The following is a 24,989-nucleotide window of genomic DNA, read 5'->3' as shown; positions in this document are numbered from 1 at the left end:
GGGCGTTATGGCCCAAGTTAGCCGCCTTTGGAGAGCGGGGAAACAGGAACGTCACATGCGGGGATATTTCGGCATCGGGAGCGAGGGCATTCACAAGCCCTACAACGTGGGGGCGTTGATGCGCACGGCCCATGCGTTCGGGGCCAGTTTCGTCTATACGGTCGCGGCGTCATATGATCGCCCCAAGGGTGGCCGGACCGATACTTCCAAGGCTCATGGCCATGTGCCGTTCTACAGCTTTCCCGACGTCAAGAGCCTGCTGCTGCCCGAGGATTGCAAGCTTGTGGGGGTTGAACTGCTCGACGATGCCATCGACCTGCCGAGTTTCCATCATCCGCCCAATGCGGCCTATATCCTGGGGCCCGAAAGAGGCAGCCTGTCGCCGGAAATGGTTGCGCGTTGTGACTATACTTTGAAGATCCCCACCAGGTTCTGCATCAATGTGGGGCTGGCCGGCGCCTTAGTCATGTATGACCGGGTGCTGAGCACGCAACGTTTTGCTCCCCGCCCCTTGCGACCGGGAGGTCCCACCGAGGCCCTGCCCGAGAATCGGTTTGGCGGTCGATTCTCACGGGTGGAAAAATTCCGCGATGTGCCGCCGGAGGCCGCGCAGGGCTGAGTCCCCACGGCACCATTCCGCCCGGCGGCCCAGGGCGGATGATTGGTCGCAATATTGCGCCGATGCACTTAATTTTCGTATTGACATTATTACTTCTGGTGTTGACTTCCTCATCTGGACCCCTTAGTTAGGTCGTTAATTAGAGCCCCCACGCCTCTCCACGATGCGCACCCGGGGGCTTATTTTTTGTCCTAAAGCCTTATACCCTCGACCGGCGATCGTCGAAGGTCTTACGTACGAGCTGGGTGCCCATTTCTATCTCGACAGGGCTCAGTTTGAGCAGGGCCAGTTCGATTTTCTCCGCAAGGCCTTGGATGTCAAAAGTATTGGCACCAAACACTATTACCGCACCTACACGGACCCCTTCGCACCGCCGGTCTGGGTCTTGCTGGAAGGACTAACCTTTGGCCCGCTCTCTAGGCTCAGGACTCATAACCAGAAGATGACGGTTGCGGCGATGCAGATTGCGCTCATGAAGGTATGGGCGCAACGGTCGTAGCGGGTGGCGATACGCCGCCAGTCCTTGAGCCGACCGAACATGCGCTCGATCAAGTTTCGCTGCTTGTAGAGGGCTTTATCGTAAAGGATTTCCTCTTTGCGGTTCGAGCGACCTGGAATGCAGGGCTCGATGCCGAGATCAAGCAGGGCCTGGCGGAAACGGTCGCTGTCGTATCCCCTGTCGGCGATCAGGTCGTCGGCATCAGGGAATGCAGGGAGCATGGTGTCGGCGCCGCGATAGTCGCTGACTTGTCCTTCGGTCAGCAGCAGGATCAGGGGCTTTCCATCGGCATCGCAGGCGGCATGCAGTTTCGAATTCAGGCCGCCCTTGGTGCGCCCGATACGGCGGGGAACAGCCCCTTTTTGAGCAGGCTCGCCGCCGTCCTGTGGGCCTTGAGATGGGTGGCGTCGATCATCACCGTATGGGTGGCCGTGCTTTCGGCGGCCAGGGTGGCGAAGATCCGGTCGAACACTCCGGCCTCGCTCCAACGGACGAAGCGGTTGTACAGGGTCTTGTGCGGTCCATAGGCGACGGGCGCGTCACGCCACATCAAGCCGTGGCGAAGAACATGGATGATGCCGCTGATCACCCGCCGGTCATCGACGCGCGGGACGCCTCTTGTTTTGTTCGGCAGCAACGGTTGAAGGCGTTCGAATTGTTTGTCGGACAACCAGAAATGATGGCTCTGCATCGGCTTTCCCCTCCCTAAAATTCCAGGGAAGGGAATCATGTCCACCGACTATTGGGATCCCTTTTATGGGTCCTGAGCCTAGATCACGTCGTGTTTGATCGGATTCGATCAAACATGAAAAACGTGATCGATTCCAATAAGGTCGCGCGTGTCTAACGGGTCCGATTGGACCCGACACGCGCTAAATTCCTGGCCGATATGATCCGGCAGAATCGGAAGCAGGTGGCGCGATGCTTTGGTCAGGACGAAAGTGTTTTGGTTTCTTGGTTCCGCTCCCTGACAACCCTACGCAACAATTGTGCTCATCACAGTCGGGTCTGGAACGCACGTATGGAAGTCAACAAGCCCAAAACAGCCAAAAGGATCAAAGAAGAATTCGCCATACAAGACAGCGTCTACGCTCGTATTGTCGTGCTGTATGAACTTCTATATGTGGTGGAACAGGATACCCACTGGGCCACTCGCCTGAAAAATCTGTTTGACGAGCATCCGAAGGTGCCTTTGGGGCCCATGGGTTTCCCCGATGACTGGCGACGCCGCGCTTTTTGGAACAGGCCGACATCTCGCGCCGCGTGATCCTTAAAAGTCCACGCACCGCCCTTTTTTCTCCCAGTCTCCATATCGAGTGGGTTCCGGTCCTTTGGGGCCGCCGGATTCGTTGGGATCCGACGGGGCCGGTTTGGCGGTCGCCGTTGCGGGCACCGGCACCGGATCGGGCTGCGGTTCGGTGATTTCGGTGACCAAAGGCTCGCCGGTGGAACAGGTCGGCGGTTCGGGCCAGGGCGCGATGGGACGGGGCGGAACGCGGGGATTTTTGGGTGCATCGGACGGCATGGGCATAATTCCACTCATCGAGGGGGCTTGCGGTGGGCCATGAGCGACCCTATTCAATTCATAGACCTTGAACGGATTTTTTGAAAGAGGCCGCCATGAGTACCGCCCGCACCGCCATCCTTCTGGCCGGATTGACCGCCTTGTTCCTGGCCGTCGGCTTCATGCTCGGCGGCGAAGGCGGCATGATTATCGCCTTGGTGTTCGCTATCGGCACCAATGCCTTTGCCTATTGGAATTCCGACAAGATGGTGCTGCGTATGTACGGCGCCCGGGAAGTGGGCCCGCGCGACGCCCCGGCCTATTACGGCATGGTCGAGCAACTGGCCCGCAATGCCGGACTGCCCATGCCCAAGGTCTATATCATGGACAATCCGCAGCCCAACGCCTTCGCCACCGGGCGCAATCCGGAAAACGCCGCCGTGGCCGCCACCACCGGCCTGCTGAACATCCTCAACCAGGAAGAGATCGCCGGAGTCATGGCGCACGAACTGGCGCATGTGAAGAACCGCGATACCCTTGTCATGACCATCACCGCGACCATCGCCGGCGCGCTGTCCATGCTGGCCAACTTCGCCTTGTTCTTCGGCGGTTCGCGCAACGAGAACAGCCCCGGACCGTTGGTCGGGATTCTGATCGCCATTTTGGCCCCCATGGCCGCCATGCTGGTTCAGATGGCCATCTCGCGGACCCGCGAGTATGGCGCCGACAAGATGGGGGCGGAGATCTGCGGACAGCCCCTGTGGCTGGCCTCGGCCTTGAGTAAACTGGAACAAGGGGCCAAGCGCATCGACAACAATGCGGCGGAAGCCAACCCGGCCACGGCACATCTGTTCATCGTCAATCCGCTGCATACCAAGTCCATGGACAATCTGTTCTCTACCCATCCGAACATGGCCAACCGCATCGCCAAGTTACAGGCGCTGGCGGGCACGGATCAGGCATCCGGTCGAACCAAAGGGCCCTGGGCCTAACAGGCTGTTGAAAAAGTCCGATTTCGAGCCTGTGGCGACACATGCTTCGACAAGCTCAGCATGAGGACCTTTGAATTTTCAACATGTGAGCCTCACCCTGAGCTTGTCGAAGGGCGAGGCGGGCCGTAGGACAACACTTTTTCAGCAGCCTAAAGTCTTTCGCGTATCATATGACCCATTGTGATGGTCTCCGGTGAGTCGAACCGCCAGGAAAGGTCCCGAAAGCGATGCGGCGCATCGGTGAGGGAGCTTGACGCCGCGGGCGGCCACCGGAGACCACCCTGCGCGCCACCCTGCCCCCTGAGGCAAAATAATTCGGTCAGAAGGGGTCATCTGAAACGCGAAAGGCTTTATGGCCAAGATCCCGTCGCGATGGATCGGAGGCGATCCAAGGCGAAAAACGGGTTCGCAATCAACAGGGTTGCACAGGATTATGGGCGTCAATGGACCTCGAACCGCACTGATCCATTACTCGGATAGAACCAGGATATTCTTGCCCGCATCCTTGGCCCGCAGCAATGCGCCATCGGCCCGGTCGATCAGCACATCGGCGGATTCCGGGTGGTGATAGGCGGTCATGCCCATGGAGATGGTGAGCTGTCCGAAGTTTTCTTCGGTACCGCGCTTGCGCAGGGGCGTGGAAGCCATGCGGGCCCGTAGCCGTTCAGCCAGGTGATGGGCGTCGTCCAACACGATCCCCGGCAAGGCGACCACGAATTCATCGCCGCCGTAACGGGCGCAAATATCCTGAGCGCGTACCGAGCCTTGGAGAATCCGGGCCACCAGCTTGAGCACCATGTCACCCACCGCGTGACCATAGCTGTCGTTGAAGCCTTTGAAATTATCAATGTCGATGAAAATCACACACAACCGACCCTCGTGATTGCGCGGATCGGGAAGCATTTCATTCAATGCGCGCTCGAAATAGCGGCGATTGTAAAGACCGGTAACGGCATCCTTGGCCGCCAGATCCTGAATCTCGGACAAGCGGGACTGCAATTGCTGGATGGTCTCGGTGGATTCACGGAGCTTTTCCACCAGGCCATGGTTCTGATCAATGAGCCCTCCGGTTTCCTCGGACACTTCGGCGATGATCTTTTGAATCTCCTCCCGGTCATCGGCATCATCCAGCTTTTCGGTGGCCAGCCCCAAGTGCTGCCCATAGGCCAGGGCGCGGTCTTCCATAGCCGTGGCGGAACTCAGGATTTCCTCGGCCTGATGGGCCATCAGACCGCCGGACCGGGTGAATTCCTCGAATTCCGGTAGGCTCAGCAGTCGGGAACAGACCACCTGAGTCTTTTGGTTCAGATCGGCCTTGGTTGGCGGCTGTTCCACCTGATTCAACGCATCGGTCAAGCCGGCAATCTCGCCGACGGCCTCGGCATAAAAGGCCGCCAAGAAGGTGGTTCGGGCGGGCAAATCGTGGCGGTCCAGGTCGTCCAGCATGCGGTCCAGGGTGGCCAAGATCCGCGCCTTGTCATTGTCATGGGGCATGGTCAAAAGGTCATGATCTGTGAAGTCGGGAGGTGACGGGACAATATGGGCATAAATATAGCACAGGGCTCTCCCGGCGCACGTCAAAACCGTTCGAAAATGCGGAATCTGCTGCAATGCAATAGAGTTTTCTTGTCAGCCCGCTTGGGGAAGGCTATCAAATCCCCTTTAGGCATGCGCCCTCACCGACAGGAGTTCCCATGGACATCAAGAAGGTGCCGATTGGCAAAAATTTCCCCTATGACGTCAATGTGGTCATCGAGATTCCGCTTGGCGGTAATCCGGTGAAGTACGAGCTGGACAAGGAATCCGGCGCCATGTTCGTCGACCGCTTCCTGCATACGGCCATGTACTATCCGTTCAATTACGGCTTTATCCCCCATACCCTGTCCGAAGATGGCGATCCCGTGGATGCCGCCGTCGTTGGTCGCATTCCGGTGGCACCGGGAGTGATCATTCGTTCGCGCCCCATCGGCGTGCTGATCATGGAAGATGAAGCCGGTATCGACGAAAAGCTGCTTTGCGTGCCAGTGGATGCTCTGCACCCCTATTATAAGAATACCACCTCCTATCGCGATCTGCCGGAGATCATGATCGAGCAGTTTGCCCACTTCTTTGCTCACTACAAAGATCTGGAAAAGGGCAAGTGGGTGCAGGTCAAGCGTTGGGGCGAGGCCGAGGAAGCCTTTGACCTGATCCGCGAGGGCGTCGAACGGGCCAAGGTTGGCGACAAGGTCAAAGTGGCGGCTCCCGCGGCCAAGCCAGCCGCCAAGAAGTCCCCGGCGAAAAAGTCTCCCGCCAAAAAAGCTCCGGGCAAAAAAGCCCCGGCCAAAAAAGCGGCTACCAAGGCGGAGCCCAAGGCCTCCTGAACCGTGACCAGACATCTGGAATTGATCAAGGGCGATATCACCGCCCTTGATGTGGATGTGATCGTCAACGCCGCCAATGAAAGCCTTTTGGGCGGTGGCGGCGTTGATGGCGCCATCCACCAGGCCGCCGGACCGGACTTGCTGGCCGAATGCCGCACCCTGGGCGGCTGTCCCACCGGGCAGGCTAAAATCACCTCCGGCTATCGTCTTCCCGCCCGATGGATCATCCATACGGTCGGCCCAATTTGGCAAGGCGGTGATCGGGGCGAACCCGACCTGCTGGCTTCTTGCTACACACAGAGCCTGAAAACAGCGCAAAAGGTCGGCGCGCGTTCTATCGCCTTTCCGGCCATCAGCACCGGCGTTTACGGGTTTCCCGCCGACCGGGCGGCGCTGATCGCCGTGGCCACGGTGCACAAGGTTCGAGATGACAATGCTGCTTTGCAGCGCGTGGTGTTTTGCTGTTTCGGAGATGATTGCATGGCGGCCTACCAGGCCGTTATGTGAGCACGCCCTGGCCCTCGAAGGAAGAGGGCGAACGGGATCGGTTTCCATTGGATCGCCCAGGGTTATCGAGGGGACCACGAGGCTAAAGCCACAAATTTCAATGGGATCCGAGGAACTTATTGATTTCTAGTATGCATTAGGGAATCGCGGTTATTCCCGGTGCCCGCCCAGAGAAATAATAGGAACATCGATTCCACCACGCGAGTTTGATAAGCTCGCCCGATGATGCAGATTCGACCGACGATTTTAACGGCTTTGGTGGCGGCTAGCGTTATGGCGGCGGCTCCGGCCTTTTCACAAAGTTCCCGTTATCAGTCCTGGCAGGACCCGGCGGCCGTCACCGCCCCTGACACGACGGTGCAGGACTTGGTTTCCCAATTACGCAAGCTGGTGGACGAAGCGGAGAAAGCCCGGGCCGCCGATCCGCAGTTCCTGCGGGACTTGCGCGCCCTGGCCGATGGTCATGACCGGCCCTGGTCGGCGACGCAGATCGACGATTCCTTCGCCGATGGGGACTATACCCGGGGCCCAGCCTGGACCGTCACCTCGGGCCGCTATTGGATCGAATCGGGATACGGCCTGCGCAGCAGTGTGCTGGCTCTGGCCCAAACGGATCAGCCACAACAGAAAAAAATGTCCAATGAGCAAAAGGCCTTTGCGTTGCTGGGGGCGGTGCTCGGCACCAAGACCCAGACTCAACAGGCAGCCACCGCGACCGCGGCGCCGGCTTCCGCCGCGGCGATCCATTTGGACTCTGCCATCAGCAACGCCTTTTCCATTCGGGTCGAACTGGCCGCCTGGAAACCCGATGGACGCATCGAGTTCGGCCCCGGTCAGAGTGCCTCGGGCGATGGCGGCTACCGGCTGGCCTACGGCAATGGCGGGCGTTGGGAGCTGCTCCGCGTGGGGAGCCGGGGATCCAGTGTCGTCGATGTCACGCCGACCCCGCAATCCATTGAGGACAACAAGGTCCATGTGGTGGAATGGACCCGCGGTCGGGATGGTGTGATGACCGTGACCCTGGACCATAAGCCGTTGATGAAGGCCACCGATATGGGCTATCGGGATGCATTCGACCGCCTGCTGATTACCAATCACGCGGGCGATTTCACCTTCAAGCGGGTGACGGTCCAGGGGGCGCCTTAAAGCTTCTTGTGGGATCCGTCGCAGAACGGCAGCTTGGCCGCGTGCTTGCAGCCGCATAGATAGGCCGTGCCGGTTTCCTCGGCGGTAAAGGGCATGGAGCTGAATTCGCTGCCCTTGTGAGAGCCGTCGCAAAAAGGCTGCTTGTCGCTTTTGCCGCAGGTACAGAAATAATAGGTCTCCCCGGCTACCAATTCGACCGGGTACGGGGCTTTCTGGGCAATGGTGGGCTCGGCCATGTCGGGTCCTTTCAACAGTGTTTGGAACGATCACGGATCACCATAGCCCCGGGGGCGGTCGATACAATCGGTAATGTTGGGAAGGACTGTTGCGTTCAGCCGTCCAATCCAGGGGTTCGGCATCCCCAGACATCAAAATGAGTGCCCCGTTCCATCCTCTCGAAGGCCTGGGTGAAATGCGCGCTCACGTCTGTGGGAAAGGCTTTGGTGCCCGGGAAAAAACCATTCATGGTAAAAGGCTTGCCATCCGATCTTGGAATAATCCACACAGTCTTGCCGCATTGGGACAGTATTGCTTTTTTGGCGGCCGGAAGTGCAATATTGGCATACTGCCGCTCCATGGACGCCGCCGCTGACAGGGCATAGGGGCGGAACCCGCCGAAAGCCAACATGGGCCGCAGAATGAATGTGCGTCCGTAGCCGCCCACATTGTCGCTGGAATAGCCCACTTGAACAGGCGTGCCCTCATACCGTTTCATGAGTGACCGGCTTTCGGCGGCCACGTCCTCGGTCCAGCCAAAACCGTCGAGGCTGCGTAAAAAGCGCTTCTGAGGCAGGTAGCTCATGATAACAAGGGTCAAGGCCATCACCAGCTTGGCGGTCGTGCCGATCCATCTATGTTGATCCAGAGCCCGGGCCAACCGTAGAAACAGATCGACGGTAATCGGGTAGAAAGGCAGCAAATGGTACCAGGCGGCCCCCGGCACCGACGAGGGATAGAGGCCGATGACAACGCAAAGAGCGAGGGCCCCGAAATAGCCGATTTCGGCGCGCGAGACCAGGGGGCCGCGTGTCACCAATGGCAACAGCAATGCCAATCCGGGCAATAGGAAAATCAACGAAAAGCGGACCGAGGTCCGGAGCAATTCCATGTCAATGGGGCGCGAGCTGACAATGTCGGCAATGCCTTCGGCATAGTGCTGTAGTGAGACGCCGGGAAAGGCAAAGGGCAAAAGGGCGAATACCAGCGATACCACAGCCATCATGGGCCAAACCGACAAGGGCCGGTACAGGCAGAACCGGAGCACGATCGGCACGAAATACAGCGCCGCATGGACTTTTAGATTCACCGCCAGTCCGGCACAGGCCGCGACCCCAAACGCCGCCAGCCAAGGTCGGCCCCGATCCGATTGGGACCCGGCGATGACGCCCAAGGTCACCAGCAATACCAACAGGGAATCCGGCCGAGTCCAATAGCCGATGGGCGTGACGATCAGCGGATAGCAGATGAACAGCAGCCCCCCCAGACCGGCCAGAGCCGCCCCATGGTGACGGCATGCATGCAGGATAAACAGCACCGAAGCCGTGAAACAGGCCGCCAGGGCCGCCAGCTTGCTGACAGCAATCGACCCCCCCCAAATGCCTAAAAAGGCGGCATTGATCATATACAGTAAGGGGCCATAGGCGGTGATGGTATGCTCCAGGCTTCCGGGCGTGTCATACAGGGTGCCGTCGGCGGCCAGGCGCCAGGACAGCAAGGCGGTCTCCGCTTCCGCATGATCGAAATAGGTGCCAAACGTGGCATAGCGAAACAGCACATAGGCCAGATAGGCCAATGCCACCACCGCTGATCCCGCGAACCCCAGGCTCATGACTCGATTGGCTGACACCGACATTCCCCTTTCGCCCATTTGATAGTTGTTTGGCGGTCCGCGCCGCTCGATGCAAGGCCAAATTCATCAATGAGAGGGGCAGACAGGCCGATTGGATTGTTGTATGTCCATCTTGCGTCCGGGAGGGTCTCTAACAAAGGAACCGCTTTTCCATGAAAGTCGTCATTCTGGCCGGCGGTCTCGGCTCGCGTCTGAGCGAGGAAACCACCACCAAGCCCAAACCCCTGGTGGAGATCGGCGGACGACCGATCATCTGGCACATCATGAAGCTTTATTCCGCCCATGGACTCAACGACTTCATCGTCTGCCTGGGCTACAAGGGCCATATGATCAAGGAATACTTCGCCAACTATCACCTGCATATGTCCGACGTGACCATGCATGTGAAGGAACAACGGCTGGAAGTCCACGCCACCGAGGCCGAGCCCTGGCGGGTGACCCTGATCGATACCGGCGATTCCAGCGGTACCGGTGGACGGTTGAAAAAGGCCCTGCCCCATCTCAACGGCGAAGATGCCTTCTGCCTGACCTATGGCGACGGGGTGGCGGATGTGGATATCGGCGCCCTGATCCGGTTTCATCGGGAGCACGGCAAGATGGCCACGGTGACCGCGACCCGACCACTGCCGCGTTTCGGTATCATGCATCTGGACGGCGACCGGGTGAGCCATTTCGAGGAAAAACCCCATGGTGACGACGATTGGGTCAACGGCGGCTTTTTCGTGCTGTCCCCCAAGGTCGGCGAGATCATCGGCGATGACGACGAGATCATGTGGGAACGGGCGCCGATCCGGCATCTGGTGGAGGACGATCAATTGATGGCTTTCCGCCACGACGGATTCTGGCGGCCCATGGATACCCTGCGCGACAAGATGACCTTGGAAAAGCTTTGGGAAGGCGGCGCGGCCCCTTGGAAGATCTGGTAACATGAGCGACCGCAAGACCATCAGCGTCGTCACCCCCTGCTATAACGAGGAAGAGGGCATTCGCGCCTGTTACGAGGCGGTCAAAGCGCAGTTCGACGAAAATTTGCCCCAATACGACCGGGAGCATATCTTCTGCGACAATGCCTCCACGGACCGGACCCTGGACATCCTCAAGGAGATCGCGGACCGGGACAAATCGGTGAAGATCATCGTCAATGCCCGGAATTTCGGCCCCATGCGCTCGCACTTCAACGGCGTCAAGGCGGCAACGGGCGATGGTGTCTTGCTGTTCATGCCCGCCGACCTTCAGGACCCGCCGGAGTTGTTGCCGCGATTTGTCGAGCAATGGGAAGCCGGTTGGGAAGTGGTCTATGGCGTGCGCGCCAATCGGATCGAAGGCTTCCCCATGAAGCAGATCCGCAAATTCTATTATCGCCTGATCGCCGGGACCACCTATCTGGACATGCCCCCGGACGTGGGGGACTGCCAGTTCGTCGACAAGAAGGTGATGGACGTGATCCGGCAATTCGACGACCACTATCCCTTTGTCCGTTGTATGACCTTCGAAGCCGGTTTTACCAAGACCCCATTGCCCTACACGGTCCAAGAGCGCAAGGCGGGGATCAGCAAGAATCGCTTTTTCCACTTGATCGACCAGGGGCTGAACGGACTGATCTCGTTTTCTTCCACCCCCATGCGGTTGGCATTGTATCTGGGCATGACCCTGGCCACCCTGTCGATCCTGTTTGCCTTCGTGAACGTCATCCTGACCCTGGTCCTGTCGCAGGACGTGCCGCGCGGCATGCCGTTAATGATTACCGCGCTGTTCTTCTTTTCCGGCGTGCAGCTGTTCTTCATCGGCTTTCTGGGCGAATACATCCTGTCCATCCACGGCTATGTGAAGAACCGCCCGACGGTGATTGAGCGCGAACGGATCAACTTCGACAAGGACGACTCCCAATGACCCGACGGGATCCCGCCGAATTGGCCCGGGCCATGCGCCTGGCGGTTTTGCGCATGACCAGTTCCGGTCAGGCCTCCCACGTGGGGTCGTGCCTGTCGGTGACCGATATTCTGGCGACGATCTATGGCGCCGTGGCCCGTGTCCGACCCGAGGATCCCCAATGGTCCGACCGGGACCGGGTGATCGTGAGCAAGGGCCATGTGGCCGCCGCCACCTATGCGGTGCTGGCGGAATTGGACTATTTCCCCAAGGCCTGGCTCGACGATTATAGCAAGCCCGGCTCACCGCTCATCGGCCATGTGAGCCACAAGATCCCCGGTGTCGAACTCTCCACCGGGTCCCTGGGCCATGGCCTGCCGGTGGCCTGCGGCATGGCGCTGGCATCCCGACGCGCCGGGGCCGGTTGGGGGGCCTTTGTGGTGTTGAGCGATGGCGAATTGGACGAAGGCTCCAATTGGGAAGCGGCCCTGTTTGCCGCCCATCACCGGCTGGACAATGTGACCGCCGTGGTGGACTACAACCGCTTGCAGGGCTTCGGGCGCACCGACGACGTGCTCGGCCTGGAACCGCTGGCCGATAAATGGCGGGCCTTTGGCTGGCGGGTAATGGAAGTGGATGGCAACGATACCCAGGCCTTGGAGAAAGCCCTGACAACAGCGCCGGACGACGGTGTCCCGTCGCTGGTCATCGGCCATACGGTCAAGGGCCGGGGCGTGAGTTTCATGGAAGACCAATTGGCCTGGCACTACAAGACCCCGACCCCCGAGCAATTTGAGCAGGCGTTGAAGGAGTTGCAGGCATGAGGGGCGGATTTGTCGATACCCTGTGCCGCCTGGCCGAGACCGATGATCGCATCTGGCTGCTCACCGGGGATCTTGGCTTCATGGTGTTGGAGCCCTTTGCCGAGCGTTTTCCCGAGCGCTTCGTCAATGCCGGGGTGGCCGAGCAGAACATGATCGGTGTCGCGGCGGGTCTGGCGCTAACCGGCAAGATTCCGTTTGTCTACTCCCTGGCTAATTTTCCACTGATGCGCTGCCTGGAGCAGATCCGCAATGATGTCTGCTATCACGACCTGCCGGTACGCGTGGTCGCCCTGGGCGGCGGACTGACCTACGGATCGCTCGGCTATACCCATCACGGATTGGAAGACCTGGCGATCATGCGGGCGCTGCCCAACATGACCGTGTTGGCGCCGGGCGATCCCGCCGAGGCGGCGGCGGCGACCGAGGCGCTGATCCGCCATCCCGGCCCGGCCTATCTGCGCCTGGGGCGGGCGGGCGAGCGCCAAGTTCATCAATCGTCACCCGATTTCCGGATCGGTCGGGCGATCACCACGCGAACCGGAACGGATTGCGCCCTTGTGGCGACCGGAGCGGCTCTGCCCATCGCCATGGACGCTGCGGCCATGCTTGCCGAGCAAGGGACCGAGGCCATGGTGCTGAGCTTCCATACGCTGGACCAACCGGATCTGGAAGCCCTGTCCGCCGCGGCCGATACGGGCACCGTGGTGACGGTGGAAGAGCATGGTGTCGGGGGATTGGCTTCGGTGGTGGCGGAATGTCTGATTGGTCGTCCGGTGGCATTCCATTCGCTGAAAATCGGCCCTGAAATTCTTGCTGTCGCTGACAGCCAGGACGGTCTGCGGGCGCGCCACGGATTCACCGCCGAGGCCATCGCTGATCTGGTGCGGCAGTAGGCCGTTCACGCGCGACCTTATTGGAATCGATCACGTTTTTCATGATTGATCGAATCCGATCAATCACGACGTGATCTAGGCAATCCCTGACTGCTCGATTACCGCCATCTGAAAAAGTCTGATTTCGAGCTTGTGGCGACACTTGCTTCGACAAGCTCAGCATGAGGGCCTTTGAATAGCCTCACCCAGAGCTTCCTCATCCCGAGCTTGTCGAGGGACGAAGGGCGAGGCGGGCCGTCGGACAACACTTTGTCAGCAGTCTGTTAAACAGATGGAAGGTGGCGCCCTGCCGCCCAAACGAGGCCCATCATCGTGCATTCGATTGTTCCTTGGAAATCGGGTTCCGAGCACTATATCCATAGACGGTACGCTCCCATTTTGCTGTGACAAGGCGAAGCAACCATGCGCTACGAACTCAAGATCAATGGACAACCGCGGTCGGTGGATGCCGAGCCTGGAACCCCGCTGCTCTGGGTCTTGAGAGACCTATTGGATCTCACCGGCACCAAGTTTGGCTGCGGCGTGGCGGCCTGCGGCTCCTGTACCGTTCTCCTGGCCGGCGAACCCGTGCGCTCCTGCCAAACACCGGTGGAAGATGCAACGACGGGAGCCATCGTCACCATCGAGGGCGCCAATGACCGGATCGCCACGGCGGTGCGCGAGGCCTGGCAGGAAAAGGACGTGGTCCAATGCGGCTACTGCCAATCGGGACAGATCATGTCCGCCATCGGCCTGCTGAGCGAAATCCCCCGCCCGTCGGACAAGGAGATCGACGCCTACATGGACGGCAATGTCTGCCGCTGCGCCACCTATGTCCGAATCAAGGAGGCCATCAAACTGGCATCCGGCAAATTGGAGGGATGAGCCATGACCGTTGAAGTATCCCGTCGTGGATTTCTGCAAGGGGCCGCCACCGGCGCCGCTGCCCTGGTCATCGGCCTCAACGCCCGCGGCGTACTGGCCGCCGGCACCGAGTCCATGGCGCTCAATCCCTTTGTCCGCATCGACGAACAGGGCGTGGTGACGGTCATCCTCAAGCATTTCGAGATGGGCCAGGGCACCACCACCGGCCTGACCACCCTGATCGCCGAGGAGTTGGATGCGGACTGGGCCACCGTGCGAACCGAATTCGCCCCGGCGGACAATGACAAGTACAAGAACCTGTTTTTCGGCACACAAGGCACCGGCGGCTCCACCGCCATGGCCAATTCCTTTAAGCAATACCGCGAGGCGGGTGCCACGGCCCGGCAACTGCTGGTCAGTGCCGCCGCCGAGACCTGGGACTTGGACGAATCAGAAATCACCATTTCCGACGGCATTCTGAGCGCCGGGCCCCATGCGGGCCACTTCGGCCAATTCATCCGCGTGGCCAGCACTTTGACACCCTTCCCCGAGGTGACCCTGAAATCCCCCGATCAGTTCAAGCTGATCGGCAACGCCACCCTGCCCCGCAAGGATAGCCGCGATAAAACCGACGGCACGGCGGTGTTCGCCATGGACGTGAAAATACCGGGCATGGTCTATGTGGCCATTCGCCGCAGCCCCAAGTTCGGGGGGGTGGTGACCACCTTCGATGCCACCGACGCCGCTCAGGTACCGGGCTTCATCGACGCCAAGATTTTGGCCAACAAAGCGGGCGTGGCGGTCTATGCCAGAAATACCTGGGCGGCCTTCCAGGCCCGCGACGCCCTCTCGGCGGAATGGGACTTTGCCAAGGCCGAGCGGCGCTCCTCCGATGAAATGGAGACCACCATCCGTCGCCAGACCGGCAGGCCACAGTTCCAGGTCATGAAGGAATTCTCCACCGAGCAGGCGGCCATTTCGGTGGACGGCGCGGCCAAAACCATCGAGGCGGAGTTCTATTTCCCCTTCCTGGCCCATGCGCCCATGGAGCCGGTGAATTGCGTCGTTGAGCCCACCGAAACCGGCGGCGTACGGCTTCACGACGGCTGTCAATTCCCCGGCGGTGTCCAACCGGCCGTTGCCAAGGTCTTGAACCTGATTCCCGAACAGGTGGAAATCCATACGGTCTATGCGGGCGGCTCTTTTGGCCGCCGGGCCAATCCTGTCTCGGATTACCCTGTGGAAGCGGCCCTGGCCTTCGACGCCATGGGGCGCAAGGTGCCGGTCAAGCTTGTCTGGAGCCGGGAGGATGATCTCCATGGCGGTTTCTATCGACCCCTGGCCGTGCACAAGGCCCGCATCGGTCTGAACGCCCAGGGCGCCCTTGTGGGTTGGGACCACCGGGTGGCCGCCAAATCGATCCTCAAAGGGACGCCGTTCGAGGCCTTCGGGGTCAAGGATGGCATCGAACATTCCATGGTCGAGGGCATCGATGACAGCCTTTACGGCATCCCTAACATGGGGGTGGGCGTCTCGGACTTCATCACCCCGATCCCGGCCCTGTGGTGGCGTTCCGTGGGCCATACCCACACCGCCTATGCCATGGAAAGCCTGATGGACATGATCGCCCATGAGACCGGTCGGGATCCGGTGGCACTGCGTTTGTCCCTGCTGGACAAAGGCGATGCCAAACAGGCACGCCTGGCCGGGGTCATCGAGGCGGTGCGGGATGCGTCCGGCTGGCAACCCGGTCAGAAACGAGGTTTCGCCGCCCATTTCTCGTTCGGCAGCTATGTGGCCATGGTGGCCGATGTGACCGTCAACGGCACCGAGGTCCATGTGGATCACCTGCACATGGCCGTGGACTGCGGCGTGGCGGTCAATCCGGATGTCATTAAGGCACAGATGGAAGGCGGCGCCGGATTTGGCCTGGGCGCCATCCTGCGCAACGAAATCACTCTGGACGAAGGCCTGGTGGATCAGCAGAACTTCCCCGACTACGAACCCCTTCGCATGGCCGACATGCCGGACATCTCGGTAACCATCATCCAATCGGCGGAACCCCCGACCGGCGTGGGCGAACCGGCTGTGCCGCCCACCGGCCCGGCGGTGGCCAACGGGATTTTTGCCCTCACCGGCAAACGGATCACCGATCTGCCCATGACCAAGGCCGGATTTGAGTTCGTTTAAGAAAAAAGGCCCCTTTCAAACCTTGTTGCCCGACCTATGATAGAGGCAATCATTTGCTTGTCCGGCGGGCAAATGCCTATATACAGAACCCATCGTACTCCCAGGCACTGATGCAGGGTCGCAATGGCAAAAAAAAGTGACAGTGATCGCTCCCGCCTCGACGATGCCGCACGGGCCGGTTGGCTTTATTATGTCGCCCAGAATACCCAGGACGAAATTGCCGAAAAGATGGGGATTTCCCGTCAATCGGCCCAACGCCTTGTCGCCTTGGCCATGCGCGAGCGTCTGGTCAAATTCAGGTTGGATCATCCCATTGCCCGCTGTATGGACTTGGCCCAGCGCCTGAAGGACCGCTTTGGGCTGGAATACTGCGAAGTCACCCTGACGGACTCCACCTCCGATGATCCGGCCATGGGTATCGCACAGGTCGCGGCGGCGGAGATTGAGAAATACCTCAAGTCCGAGGCGCCCATCGTCATGGCATTGGGCACCGGGCGGGAAATGCGCGGCGCCGTGGAACAGATGTCACGCATGAACTGCCCCCAACACAAGCTCGTGTCGTTGGTGGGGAATCTGGCGCCAGACGGTTCGGCCAGCTTCAATGAAGTCATTATGCGTATTGGCGATACCACCAAAGCGCCGCACTATCCCATGGCCGTTCCCGTCGTGGCGTCATCAAAGGAAGAGCGCGACATTCTTTGCGCGCAGAAGCCAATCCGAAGCAATATCGCGCTGGCCCAATCGGCGGACGTGGCCTTTGTCGGTATCGGCGAGTTGAACGATGCCCCGCCTCTGCGAACCGATGGATTTATCACCCCCCGGGAATTGAGCGATCTGCGAGCCGCGGGCGGTGCCGGAGAAATCATCGGTTGGGCTTTCGACGATCAGGGGGTTTTGATCGAAGGTCAAACCAATGATCGGGTGGCCAGCGTCCCCTTGAGCCAGCCAACAGCGATTCCCACCATCGGCGTGGCACGCGGGCCGAGCAAGGTTCGAGCCATCCGCGCAGCCCTGACCGGGGGCAGGGTCACCGGGCTGATCACCGACGAGGCAACCGCCGAGACCCTTGTCGATTAGATTTTCTCCGGCTGCCCGGATCCTTGTTACAGCTCTGTTTTTTCACCTTCATTGAGAACCGGAAAGGTTCGTTTCCTGCGCCATGGTGCAGCGCAACGAAACAAACTTATTGACTTTGCACGCCACCTAGGCGAATAATTGCTCAATGAATTAGCAAATGCTCAATACGCAAACTGCAACGCGACTTGGAGGAAGAGATGAAGAATGTGACCCGAATGATGATTGGTGCGGCGGCTCTGTCGCTTGTGGCCACATCGGCCATCGCCGAGAAGCTGACCATCGCCATGGTTAACAATGGCGACATGATCCGGATGCAGAAGCTGTCCGGCGATTTCACCGCCAAACACCCCGGCATCGAGCTGGAGTGGGTGACTCTCGAAGAGAATATCCTGCGCCAGCGGGTGACCACCGACGTGGCCACCAAGGGCGGCCAATACGACATCATGACCATCGGCACCTATGAAGTGCCGATCTGGGCCAAACAGAACTGGCTGGTCTCTTTGCATGACCTGCCGGCTTCCTATGACATCGATGACATTCTTCCTGCCATTCGCGGCGGTCTGTCGGTGGACGGCAAGCTGTACGCGGCGCCGTTCTATGGGGAAAGCTCCATGGTCATGTATCGCAAGGACCTGATGAAAAAGGCCGGGCTGACCATGCCCGAAGCGCCGACCTGGGACTTTATCAAGCAGGCCGCCAGCGCCATGACCGACAAGTCCAATGGCGTTTACGGTATCTGCCTGCGTGGCAAGGCCGGTTGGGGTGAAAACATGGCCCTGCTGACCGCCACCGCCAATTCTTTTGGTGCCAGGTGGTTCGACATGGATTGGAAGCCGCAGTTCGATACCGCGCCTTGGAAAAAGACTCTGTCCTTTTATATCGACATAATGAAGGAATCCGGTCCGCTGGGGGCCTCTTCCAACGGCTTCAACGAAAACCTGGCTCTGTTCCAATCAGGCAAATGCGGTATGTGGATCGATGCCACTGTCGCCGCGTCCTTCGTGACCAATCCCGACGACAGCAAGGTCGCCGATCAGGTCGGGTTCGCCCTGGCCCCGGATACCGGTCTTGGCAAGCGCGGCAATTGGTTGTGGGCCTGGAGCCTGGCCGTTCCCGCCGGTTCGCAAAAAGTCGAGAGCGCCAAGAAGTTCATCGCCTGGGCGACCTCCAAGGAATATCTCGCTCTCGTGGCAGCCAACGAAGGCTGGGCCAATGTGCCTCCGGGTACCCGGGCGTCGCTCTATGCCAATCCCGAATATGCCAAGGTTCCCTTTGCCAAGATGACCCTTGAGAGCATCAAGACCGCGGACCCGACCAACCCGACCGTCGACCCGGTGCCCTATATTGGTATCCAGTTCGTCGCCATCCCCGAGTTCCAAGGCATGGCAACGGCGATCGGCCAACAGTTCTCCGCTGCCTTGGCTGGCACCCTGTCTGTCGATCAGGCCTTGAAGAATGCGCAGGCCCTGTCCTCGCGCACCATGAAAAAGGCCGGGTATCCCAAGTAACCTCCCTGCCTGGGGGAGCCGGGTCGTCGTGATCCGGCTCCCACTTTTTTCTCTCAATCTTCAGGGAGTGCGTTATGGCTACCGACCATTCACGCGTTGCCGCACGGTTCATGGTCTCTCCGGCAGTCCTGCTGCTGCTTGGGTGGATGATCGTGCCGCTGTCGATGACGATCTACTTCTCCTTCCTAAACTACAATCTCCTGACTCCGGGGATGGAAGAATGGATCGGCCTAAGCAACTACGAATTCTTTCTCACCGATCCGGCATTCTTCGCCGCCTTGGGCAACACCTTGTTACTGGTTGGTGGCGTGTTGTTTGTGACCATCGTCGGCGGGATCGGCCTCGCAATCTTGCTTGACCAACCCATGTGGGGGCGCGGAATTGTCCGGGTCATGGTCATCGCGCCGTTTTTCGTCATGCCGACGGTTTCGGCCTTGGTCTGGAAGAACATGTTCATGAACCCCGTGAACGGCCTGTTCGCCCATGTTGCGACGGGTCTGGGCCTTGAACCCTTTGATTTCTTTGCCGTGGCGCCTTTGTTCTCGATCATCGTGATTGTCGCCTGGCAATGGCTGCCCTTCGCTACATTGATCCTTTTTACCGCCCTGCAATCCCTGGATCGGGAGCAGATCGAGGCGGCCAAAATGGATGGCGCGCGGAAATTCAGCCGGTTCTTTTATATCGTCCTGCCGCATCTCTCGCGGGCAGCCACGGTGGTGATCCTCATTCAGACGATCTTCTTGCTGTCAATCTTCGCCGAGATCTTGGTGACCACCAATGGCGGACCCGGCTATGCGTCCACCAATATCACCTTCCTCGTCTACGCCCAGTCGCTGCTGCAATTCGATGTGGGCGGCGGATCGGCTGGCGGCATTGTCGCCGTCGTCCTGGCCAACATCGTTGCGATCTTCCTGATGCGGATGATCGGCAAGAACCTGGAGGCGTGATCCATGAACATCAATGCTGAATTCAAAACCAAAACGCTGTTCACCGTGCTGGCTTGGAGCGTCGCGTTGCTGATCTTCTTTCCGATCCTCTGGACGGTGCTGACCAGCTTCAAGACCGAGGCCGATGCCATTGCCTCGCCCCCCTTGTTCCTCGGGTTCGACTGGACGTTCGAAAACTATACCGAGGTCCAGGAGCGGTCCAACTACTTCCGCCACTTCATGAACTCGGTGGTGATTTCCGTGGGATCGACGTTGCTCGGATTGCTGATCGCCATCCCGGCGGCCTGGTCCATGGCCTTTGTTCCGGCCAAGCATACCAAAAACGTGCTCATGTGGATGCTGTCCACCAAAATGCTGCCGCCGGTGGGCGTGTTGATCCCCATCTATCTGCTGTTCCGGGATACCGGACTGCTGGATACCCGCACCGGGCTGGTGATCGTGCTGACCTTGATCAACCTGCCGATCATCATCTGGATGCTCTACACCTACTTCAAGGAAATCCCTGGCGAGATCCTCGAAGCCGCCCGCATGGACGGAGCCACCTTGTGGTCGGAGATCGTCTATGTGCTGACTCCCATGGCGGTGCCGGGCATAGCCTCGACATTGCTGTTGAACATCATTCTGTCCTGGAACGAAGCTTTCTGGACTCTCAACCTGACGGCGGCCAAGGCAGCACCTCTGACGGCCTTTATCGCCAGTTATTCCAGCCCCGAGGGGTTGTTCTACGCCAAACTTTCCGCCGCTTCGACCATGGCGATTGCGCCGATCCTGATCATGGGTTGGTTCAGTCAAAAGCAATTGGTACGCGGCCTTACCTTCGGCGCTGTGAAATAGGAGCGGATTATGGGAAGCATTATTCTTGAACAAGTCACAAAAAGCTTCGGCCCTGTCGAAGTCATTCCCCCTCTCGATCTGGAGATCAATGAAGGCGAATTCGTGGTTTTCGTCGGCCCGTCGGGCTGCGGCAAATCCACGCTGCTTCGATTGATCGCCGGTTTGGAGGACGTCACCTCCGGGCGTATCGCCATTGATGGCATGGATTCCACCGATGTGCGCCCGGCACGTCGGGGACTGGCCATGGTGTTCCAATCCTATGCCCTCTATCCCCATATGTCGGTGCGCAAGAACATCGCCTTTCCGCTGAAGATGGCGGGAATGGATCAGGCCGAGATCGACAAGAAGGTCGATGGCGCCGCCAAGGTTCTCAATCTGGACAGCTATATCGACCGCCGTCCCGGTCAGCTCTCTGGCGGCCAACGTCAGCGGGTAGCCATCGGTCGGGCCATTGTCCGCGAGCCCAAGGCGTTCTTGTTCGACGAGCCCCTCTCCAATCTGGATGCAGCCCTGCGGGTCAATATGCGCCTGGAGATTTCCGAACTGCACCAGAGCCTCAAAACGACCATGATCTATGTGACTCATGATCAGGTGGAAGCCATGACCATGGCCGACAAGATCGTGGTGCTGCATGACGGGTTCATTGAGCAGGTGGGCTCACCGTTGGAGCTCTATCACAATCCGGACAATCTGTTCGTCGCCGGCTTTATCGGCTCGCCGAAAATGAACTTCCTGACCGGTGCCGCGGCGGCCGCGTACAACGCCCATACCATTGGCATCCGTCCCGAGCACCTGACCCTGTCCAAGGACAGCGGCCTGTGGCAGGGCACAGTAGGCGTCGCCGAACACCTGGGGTCGGACACCTTTCTATACGTCACCTTGGCGGACGGGACCCACATGACCGTTCGGGCCGCAGGAGACGTGGACCTTGACCACGGCGATACGATCCATGTCTCGGCGGATGCCGAACGCATCTATCGCTTCGCCGAAAACGGGCAGACCATTCGATGAACCGCCTGGAAAATCAAACCGCCCTGGTTACCGGGGCGGCCCGAGGCATCGGCAAGGCCTTCGCCAAGGCCTATGCCGCCGAGGGCGCCACCGTGGCCATCGGCGACATCGATTTGGCCGGTGCCCAGCAAGCGGCCCGCGACATTGGCAAAGGGGCCTTCGCCGTCCCCCTCGACGTCACCGACGCTCATTCCATCCAAAAGGCCGTGGACCTCGTGACCAAGCGGGCGGGCGGCATTGATATCTTGATCAACAATGCCGGCATCTTTGATATGGCACCGGTGGTCGAAATCACCCAAGAAAGCTACGACCGGGTGTTTGCCATCAATGTTCAAGGGACACTATTCATGATGCAGGCCGTTGCCCGATCCATGATCGCGCGCGGTCAGGGCGGTAAAATCATCAATATGGCCAGTCAAGCCGGGCGGCGCGGCGAGCCTCTTGTGGCGATCTATTGCGCCAGCAAGGCGGCTATCATCAGCCTGACCCAATCGGCGGGGCTGGATCTGATCAAGCATCACATCAACGTCAACGCCATCTCGCCCGGCGTTGTCGAGGGCGATCATTGGGACGGCGTGGACGCCTTGTTCGCCAAGTATGAGAACCGCCCGCTTGGAGAAAAAAAACGTTTGGTCGGAGCCGAGGTGCCCTATGGCCGCATGGGGACGGCCGAGGATCTGACCGGCATGGCGGTGTTCCTAGCCAGCGCGGAAAGCGACTACGTGGTGGCCCAGACCTTTAACGTCGATGGCGGGAATTGGATGAACTAATGGCCGCAACCAAATTGAACCAGAACAATTTGCCCGCCCTCTCGGCGACCGTATCGGTCCCGGGTTATGACCGTTCGGCGCTGACTCCCGGAATCCTGCACATCGGTGTGGGCAACTTCCACCGGGCCCACCAAGCGATCTACCTGGACCGTCTGTTCAATCTGGGAAGCGATCATGATTGGGCCATTGTCGGAGCCGGGGTGCGGCCCCACGATGCCAAGACCCGAGAACTGCTGAGTAAACAAGACTGGCTGACCACCGTCATAGAGCTGGACCCCGCGGGCAACACAGCGGTGGTCTGCGGGTCGATGATCGATTTCCTGCCCGTGGATCCCTCGGCCTTGATCGAGGCCATGACGCATCCGGGAATACGTATTGTGTCCCTGACCGTGACCGAAGGCGGATACTACATCAATACCGAGACCGGCGGTTTCGATGCCGCGCATCCTGATATGGTTCATGACCGACAGGTTCCGGCGCGCCCCCGTTCGGTTTTCGGGATGCTGTTGGCCGGCCTGCGTCAACGTCGCTTGCGGGGCTTGCCCCCCTTCACCATCGTCTCTTGCGATAATTTACCCGAGAATGGTGACGTCACCCGGCGCACCATGGTCGGGTTGGCCGAGGCTCAATCAGCGGAGCTTGGAGAATGGATCGCCTCTGAGATTGCCTTCCCTAACGGCATGGTCGATTGCATCACCCCCGCCACCGGCGATCGCGAATTGAAGCTCGCCGAAACCGAATTCGGCATTGAGGATGCGTCGCCCGTGGTCTGCGAGCCTTTTCATCAATGGGTGTTGGAGGACAACTTCCCCGCCGGCCGCCCGGCCTTGGAAAAGGTGGGCGTCGAATTCGTCGATGACGTGGCCCCTTATGAACTGATGAAGCTGCGCATCCTCAACGGCGGTCACGGTGCGATCGCCTATGCGGGGGCTTTGTTGGGGCATCGGTACGTTCATGATGCCATGTCCGATCCGCTGATCCGGGGATATCTCCATAAACTGGCCCAGGAAGAAATCATTCCGACGATTCCGGCGATTCCCGGTATCGATTTCCAGCTCTACCTGGAGACCGTCCTGGATCGTTTCGCCAACCCTAAGATCGGCGATACCATTGCCCGCCTCTGCCTTGACGGCTCCAACCGGCAACCAAAATTCATTTTGCCGACCTTGACCGACCGCCTCGAAGCCGGTCAATCAATAGATGGCCTGGCTTTGGAAGTGGCCTTGTGGTGCCGCTACTGCATGGGTGAAACGGAAGATGGTTGGTCCATCACCCTTGAAGACGAAAGCGCCGATCAATTGATGGAGCGAGCCCATCAAGCCAAGACCCACCCCACGGCGTTCCTGGAGAACACCGATATATTCGGCGGCTTGGGTGACAACAAGACCTTTGCCGAAACATTCAGCCGGGCTCTATTGTCCTTGCTTTCCAACGGGGTCGCACGGACATTGCGGACCTATGGAAACGGAGGTCCTCAATGATCATTTGCTGCGGCGAGGCCCTTATGGATATGCTCCCCCGGCGGTTGGCGGACGACCGCGAGGCCTTCCTTCCGGTGCCGGGTGGGGCGGTGTTCAATACCGCTGTCGCGCTGGGTCGCCTGGGCGAAGACACGCAGTTCCTCTCCGGTCTTTCCACCGACATGTTTGGCCGCAAACTCATGGCGTTTCTAGATGAGTCAGGGGTCGGCACGGCCTATTGCGTGCGTAGCGCCAGACCGACCACATTGGCTTTCGTCACCCTCTCCGGCGGTAACGCGCAATACAGCTTCATGGATGAAAACACCGCTGGCCGAATGCTGTCCGCGGACGACCTGCCGATCCTGCCCGACACCGCCCAAGCGCTGCATTTTGGGGCCATCAGCCTGATTCCGGAACCCTGTGGGTCCACTTATGAAACCTTGATGCGGCGCCTGTATGAGAAAGCCGTGATTTCCCTCGATCCCAATATCAGACCGGGGTTCGTCACCGATGAATCGGCTTATCGGGAGCGACTCAACCGGATGATCGCCATGAGCGATATCATCAAGGTATCCGAGGAAGACCTGGATTGGCTCGAACCAGGGCGAGCGTTCGAGATCGTGGCCCGGGACTGGATCGACCGGGGGGCGTCCATTGTCACGCTGACCATGGGAGACAAGGGGGCCAGGGCCATCACCCGCGACCACGAGATCACCGTCCCGACCCAACCGGTCGCGGTGGTGGATACGGTCGGCGCGGGGGATACCTTCAACGCCGGATTCCTGGCAGGTCTGCGCCAAACCGGCGGCTTGTCGAAGCATGGACTGACACAACTCGATGAAGATGCCTTGAGAAAGGCCCTTGCGCTTGGTGCCGAAGTGGCCGCCTACACCGTGGGCCAAGCCGGCGCGAACCCGCCCTGGCGCGCGGCGCTTTCCTGCTAAAGTATCCGTCTTGATCAAGGACTGCCATCCAAGGACAGCTTCCGTCACTTGTTTACGGCAAGGGCTTTTCGCTTGGGGGCCTCTTTATCCGAGCGCCAATCCAGGCGGATGGTCAGGCGATTGTCGGTGCCGTCTTGAGTCGCCGAAACCCGCAAATGCAGAAGGCCCTCCGGGGATAGCACCACCTCGTCGTCTTCGTCGCTCAAGCTGACCTTTCCCTGGCCGATCCCCTTGGTGATCGCATTCAAAATACTCTTGATCGATTGCCGGTCCTGGAGGGATTCGTGCTTGAAGGTGCTGGGCGTTTTCTTCATCAGGATTTCTCCGGCATGGGTTTGAG

General features: G+C 59.6%; 25 protein-coding genes and 1 pseudogene. 20 read left to right on the top strand and 6 right to left on the bottom strand.

The window, feature by feature from the left end; genetic code table 11:
• Nucleotides 1–55 precede the first annotated feature (55 nt).
• Nucleotides 56–619, top strand: coding sequence for an RNA methyltransferase (locus tag MGMAQ_RS00935; RefSeq protein ID WP_046020052.1), 564 nt, complete (start codon nt 56–58; stop codon nt 617–619).
• A gap of 429 nt (nt 620–1,048) precedes the next feature.
• On the opposite strand, the gene MGMAQ_RS20150 is transcribed toward MGMAQ_RS00935, so the two are convergent.
• Nucleotides 1,049–1,809, bottom strand: a protein-coding gene (locus tag MGMAQ_RS20150; RefSeq protein ID WP_148560766.1) for an IS5 family transposase whose coding sequence is annotated in 2 segments (ribosomal slippage) — nt 1,049–1,486 and nt 1,489–1,809 — 759 coding nt in all. Because the reading frame shifts where the segments join, the coding sequence is not laid out codon by codon here.
• Nucleotides 1,810–1,974: 165 nt separating this feature from the next.
• Between MGMAQ_RS20150 and MGMAQ_RS00915 the strand changes: the two genes are divergently transcribed.
• Nucleotides 1,975–2,385 carry an Abi family protein gene (locus tag MGMAQ_RS00915; RefSeq protein WP_371258378.1) on the top strand — a complete coding sequence of 137 codons (411 nt, stop codon included), beginning with the start codon at nt 1,975–1,977 and terminating at the stop codon, nt 2,383–2,385.
• Nucleotides 2,386–2,388: 3 nt separating this feature from the next.
• Here the strand turns inward: MGMAQ_RS00915 and MGMAQ_RS00910 are convergent, their stop codons facing one another.
• A complete protein-coding gene (locus MGMAQ_RS00910; protein WP_046020050.1) occupies nt 2,389–2,649 on the bottom strand; it encodes a DUF1674 domain-containing protein in 261 nt (86 codons plus the stop codon).
• Nucleotides 2,650–2,738: 89 nt separating this feature from the next.
• Here MGMAQ_RS00910 and htpX point away from each other — a divergent pair, with 89 nt between their 5' ends.
• Nucleotides 2,739–3,614 (top strand): zinc metalloprotease HtpX, encoded by an 876-nt coding sequence (htpX, locus tag MGMAQ_RS00905; RefSeq protein WP_046020049.1) that lies wholly within the window; start codon nt 2,739–2,741, stop codon nt 3,612–3,614.
• A gap of 468 nt (nt 3,615–4,082) precedes the next feature.
• Here the strand turns inward: htpX and MGMAQ_RS00900 are convergent, their stop codons facing one another.
• A complete protein-coding gene (locus tag MGMAQ_RS00900; protein WP_148560777.1) occupies nt 4,083–5,108 on the bottom strand; it encodes a GGDEF domain-containing protein in 1,026 nt (341 codons plus the stop codon).
• A gap of 200 nt (nt 5,109–5,308) precedes the next feature.
• Between MGMAQ_RS00900 and ppa the strand changes: the two are divergent.
• The 3 genes and pseudogenes from ppa to MGMAQ_RS00885 all read left to right on the top strand — a co-directional run.
• A pseudogene (gene ppa / locus MGMAQ_RS00895) lies at nt 5,309–5,845 on the top strand (inorganic diphosphatase); the annotation flags it as partial.
• Nucleotides 5,846–5,980: 135 nt separating this feature from the next.
• Nucleotides 5,981–6,484 (top strand): O-acetyl-ADP-ribose deacetylase, encoded by a 504-nt coding sequence (locus MGMAQ_RS00890; RefSeq protein ID WP_046020047.1) that lies wholly within the window; start codon nt 5,981–5,983, stop codon nt 6,482–6,484.
• A 222-nt stretch (nt 6,485–6,706) separates the two neighbouring features.
• Nucleotides 6,707–7,630, top strand: coding sequence for a hypothetical protein (locus MGMAQ_RS00885; RefSeq protein WP_148560776.1), 924 nt, complete (start codon nt 6,707–6,709; stop codon nt 7,628–7,630).
• Here the strand turns inward: MGMAQ_RS00885 and MGMAQ_RS00880 are convergent.
• Both MGMAQ_RS00880 and MGMAQ_RS00875 read right to left on the bottom strand, forming a co-directional pair.
• On the bottom strand, nt 7,627–7,866 hold the full coding sequence (locus MGMAQ_RS00880; protein WP_046020045.1) for a CDGSH iron-sulfur domain-containing protein: 240 nt from the start codon (nt 7,864–7,866) through the stop codon (nt 7,627–7,629). The two genes, MGMAQ_RS00885 and MGMAQ_RS00880, sit on opposite strands and share 4 nt — an antisense overlap.
• Nucleotides 7,867–7,961: 95 nt before the next feature.
• Nucleotides 7,962–9,476 (bottom strand): hypothetical protein, encoded by a 1,515-nt coding sequence (locus MGMAQ_RS00875; RefSeq protein WP_148560775.1) that lies wholly within the window; start codon nt 9,474–9,476, stop codon nt 7,962–7,964.
• A 155-nt stretch (nt 9,477–9,631) separates the two neighbouring features.
• Here MGMAQ_RS00875 and rfbF point away from each other — a divergent pair, with 155 nt between their 5' ends.
• From rfbF to MGMAQ_RS00805, 14 genes are all read left to right on the top strand, one after another.
• Complete coding sequence (rfbF, locus tag MGMAQ_RS00870; protein WP_046020043.1) at nt 9,632–10,405, top strand: glucose-1-phosphate cytidylyltransferase; 774 nt, start codon at nt 9,632–9,634, stop codon at nt 10,403–10,405.
• A 1-nt stretch (nt 10,406) separates the two neighbouring features.
• Nucleotides 10,407–11,369 carry a glycosyltransferase family 2 protein gene (locus MGMAQ_RS00865; RefSeq protein WP_046020042.1) on the top strand — a complete coding sequence of 321 codons (963 nt, stop codon included), beginning with the start codon at nt 10,407–10,409 and terminating at the stop codon, nt 11,367–11,369.
• The gene (locus MGMAQ_RS00860; protein ID WP_046020041.1) at nt 11,366–12,172 is read left to right on the top strand and encodes a transketolase; all 807 of its coding nucleotides are present in this window, start codon (nt 11,366–11,368) and stop codon (nt 12,170–12,172) included. Before MGMAQ_RS00865 ends, MGMAQ_RS00860 begins: the two co-directional genes overlap by 4 nt.
• Complete coding sequence (locus MGMAQ_RS00855) at nt 12,169–13,065, top strand: transketolase family protein (RefSeq protein WP_046020040.1); 897 nt, start codon at nt 12,169–12,171, stop codon at nt 13,063–13,065. The genes MGMAQ_RS00860 and MGMAQ_RS00855 overlap by 4 nt, the downstream gene beginning before the upstream one ends.
• A gap of 402 nt (nt 13,066–13,467) precedes the next feature.
• Nucleotides 13,468–13,929 carry a (2Fe-2S)-binding protein gene (locus MGMAQ_RS00850; RefSeq protein ID WP_046020039.1) on the top strand — a complete coding sequence of 154 codons (462 nt, stop codon included), beginning with the start codon at nt 13,468–13,470 and terminating at the stop codon, nt 13,927–13,929.
• Nucleotides 13,930–13,932: 3 nt separating this feature from the next.
• Nucleotides 13,933–16,098 carry a xanthine dehydrogenase family protein molybdopterin-binding subunit gene (locus tag MGMAQ_RS00845; protein ID WP_046020038.1) on the top strand — a complete coding sequence of 722 codons (2,166 nt, stop codon included), beginning with the start codon at nt 13,933–13,935 and terminating at the stop codon, nt 16,096–16,098.
• Nucleotides 16,099–16,221: 123 nt separating this feature from the next.
• A complete protein-coding gene (locus MGMAQ_RS00840) occupies nt 16,222–17,175 on the top strand; it encodes a sugar-binding transcriptional regulator (RefSeq protein ID WP_046020037.1) in 954 nt (317 codons plus the stop codon).
• Nucleotides 17,176–17,372: 197 nt separating this feature from the next.
• Nucleotides 17,373–18,683 carry a sugar ABC transporter substrate-binding protein gene (locus MGMAQ_RS00835; protein WP_046020036.1) on the top strand — a complete coding sequence of 437 codons (1,311 nt, stop codon included), beginning with the start codon at nt 17,373–17,375 and terminating at the stop codon, nt 18,681–18,683.
• 74 nt (nt 18,684–18,757) lie between these two features.
• The gene (locus MGMAQ_RS00830) at nt 18,758–19,630 is read left to right on the top strand and encodes a carbohydrate ABC transporter permease (protein ID WP_046020035.1); all 873 of its coding nucleotides are present in this window, start codon (nt 18,758–18,760) and stop codon (nt 19,628–19,630) included.
• Between the two features lie 3 nt (nt 19,631–19,633).
• Nucleotides 19,634–20,464 (top strand): carbohydrate ABC transporter permease, encoded by an 831-nt coding sequence (locus MGMAQ_RS00825; RefSeq protein WP_046020034.1) that lies wholly within the window; start codon nt 19,634–19,636, stop codon nt 20,462–20,464.
• Between the two features lie 9 nt (nt 20,465–20,473).
• On the top strand, nt 20,474–21,475 hold the full coding sequence (locus MGMAQ_RS00820) for an ABC transporter ATP-binding protein (protein ID WP_046020033.1): 1,002 nt from the start codon (nt 20,474–20,476) through the stop codon (nt 21,473–21,475).
• A complete protein-coding gene (locus MGMAQ_RS00815; RefSeq protein WP_046020032.1) occupies nt 21,472–22,245 on the top strand; it encodes an L-iditol 2-dehydrogenase in 774 nt (257 codons plus the stop codon). The genes MGMAQ_RS00820 and MGMAQ_RS00815 overlap by 4 nt, the downstream gene beginning before the upstream one ends.
• Nucleotides 22,245–23,726, top strand: coding sequence for a mannitol dehydrogenase family protein (locus MGMAQ_RS00810; protein WP_046020031.1), 1,482 nt, complete (start codon nt 22,245–22,247; stop codon nt 23,724–23,726). The genes MGMAQ_RS00815 and MGMAQ_RS00810 overlap by 1 nt, the downstream gene beginning before the upstream one ends.
• Nucleotides 23,723–24,649 carry a carbohydrate kinase gene (locus tag MGMAQ_RS00805; RefSeq protein ID WP_046020030.1) on the top strand — a complete coding sequence of 309 codons (927 nt, stop codon included), beginning with the start codon at nt 23,723–23,725 and terminating at the stop codon, nt 24,647–24,649. The genes MGMAQ_RS00810 and MGMAQ_RS00805 overlap by 4 nt, the downstream gene beginning before the upstream one ends.
• 44 nt (nt 24,650–24,693) lie before the next feature.
• On the opposite strand, the gene MGMAQ_RS00800 is transcribed toward MGMAQ_RS00805, so the two are convergent.
• On the bottom strand, nt 24,694–24,963 hold the full coding sequence (locus MGMAQ_RS00800) for an amphi-Trp domain-containing protein (protein ID WP_046020029.1): 270 nt from the start codon (nt 24,961–24,963) through the stop codon (nt 24,694–24,696).
• Nucleotides 24,964–24,989 lie beyond the last annotated feature (26 nt).

It is taken from the genome of Magnetospira sp. QH-2, assembly GCF_000968135.1.
Classification (GTDB): domain Bacteria; phylum Pseudomonadota; class Alphaproteobacteria; order Rhodospirillales; family Magnetospiraceae; genus Magnetospira.
Note: the sequence above shows the minus strand (reverse complement) of the source record. Positions and strands in the feature narration are given on the sequence as shown.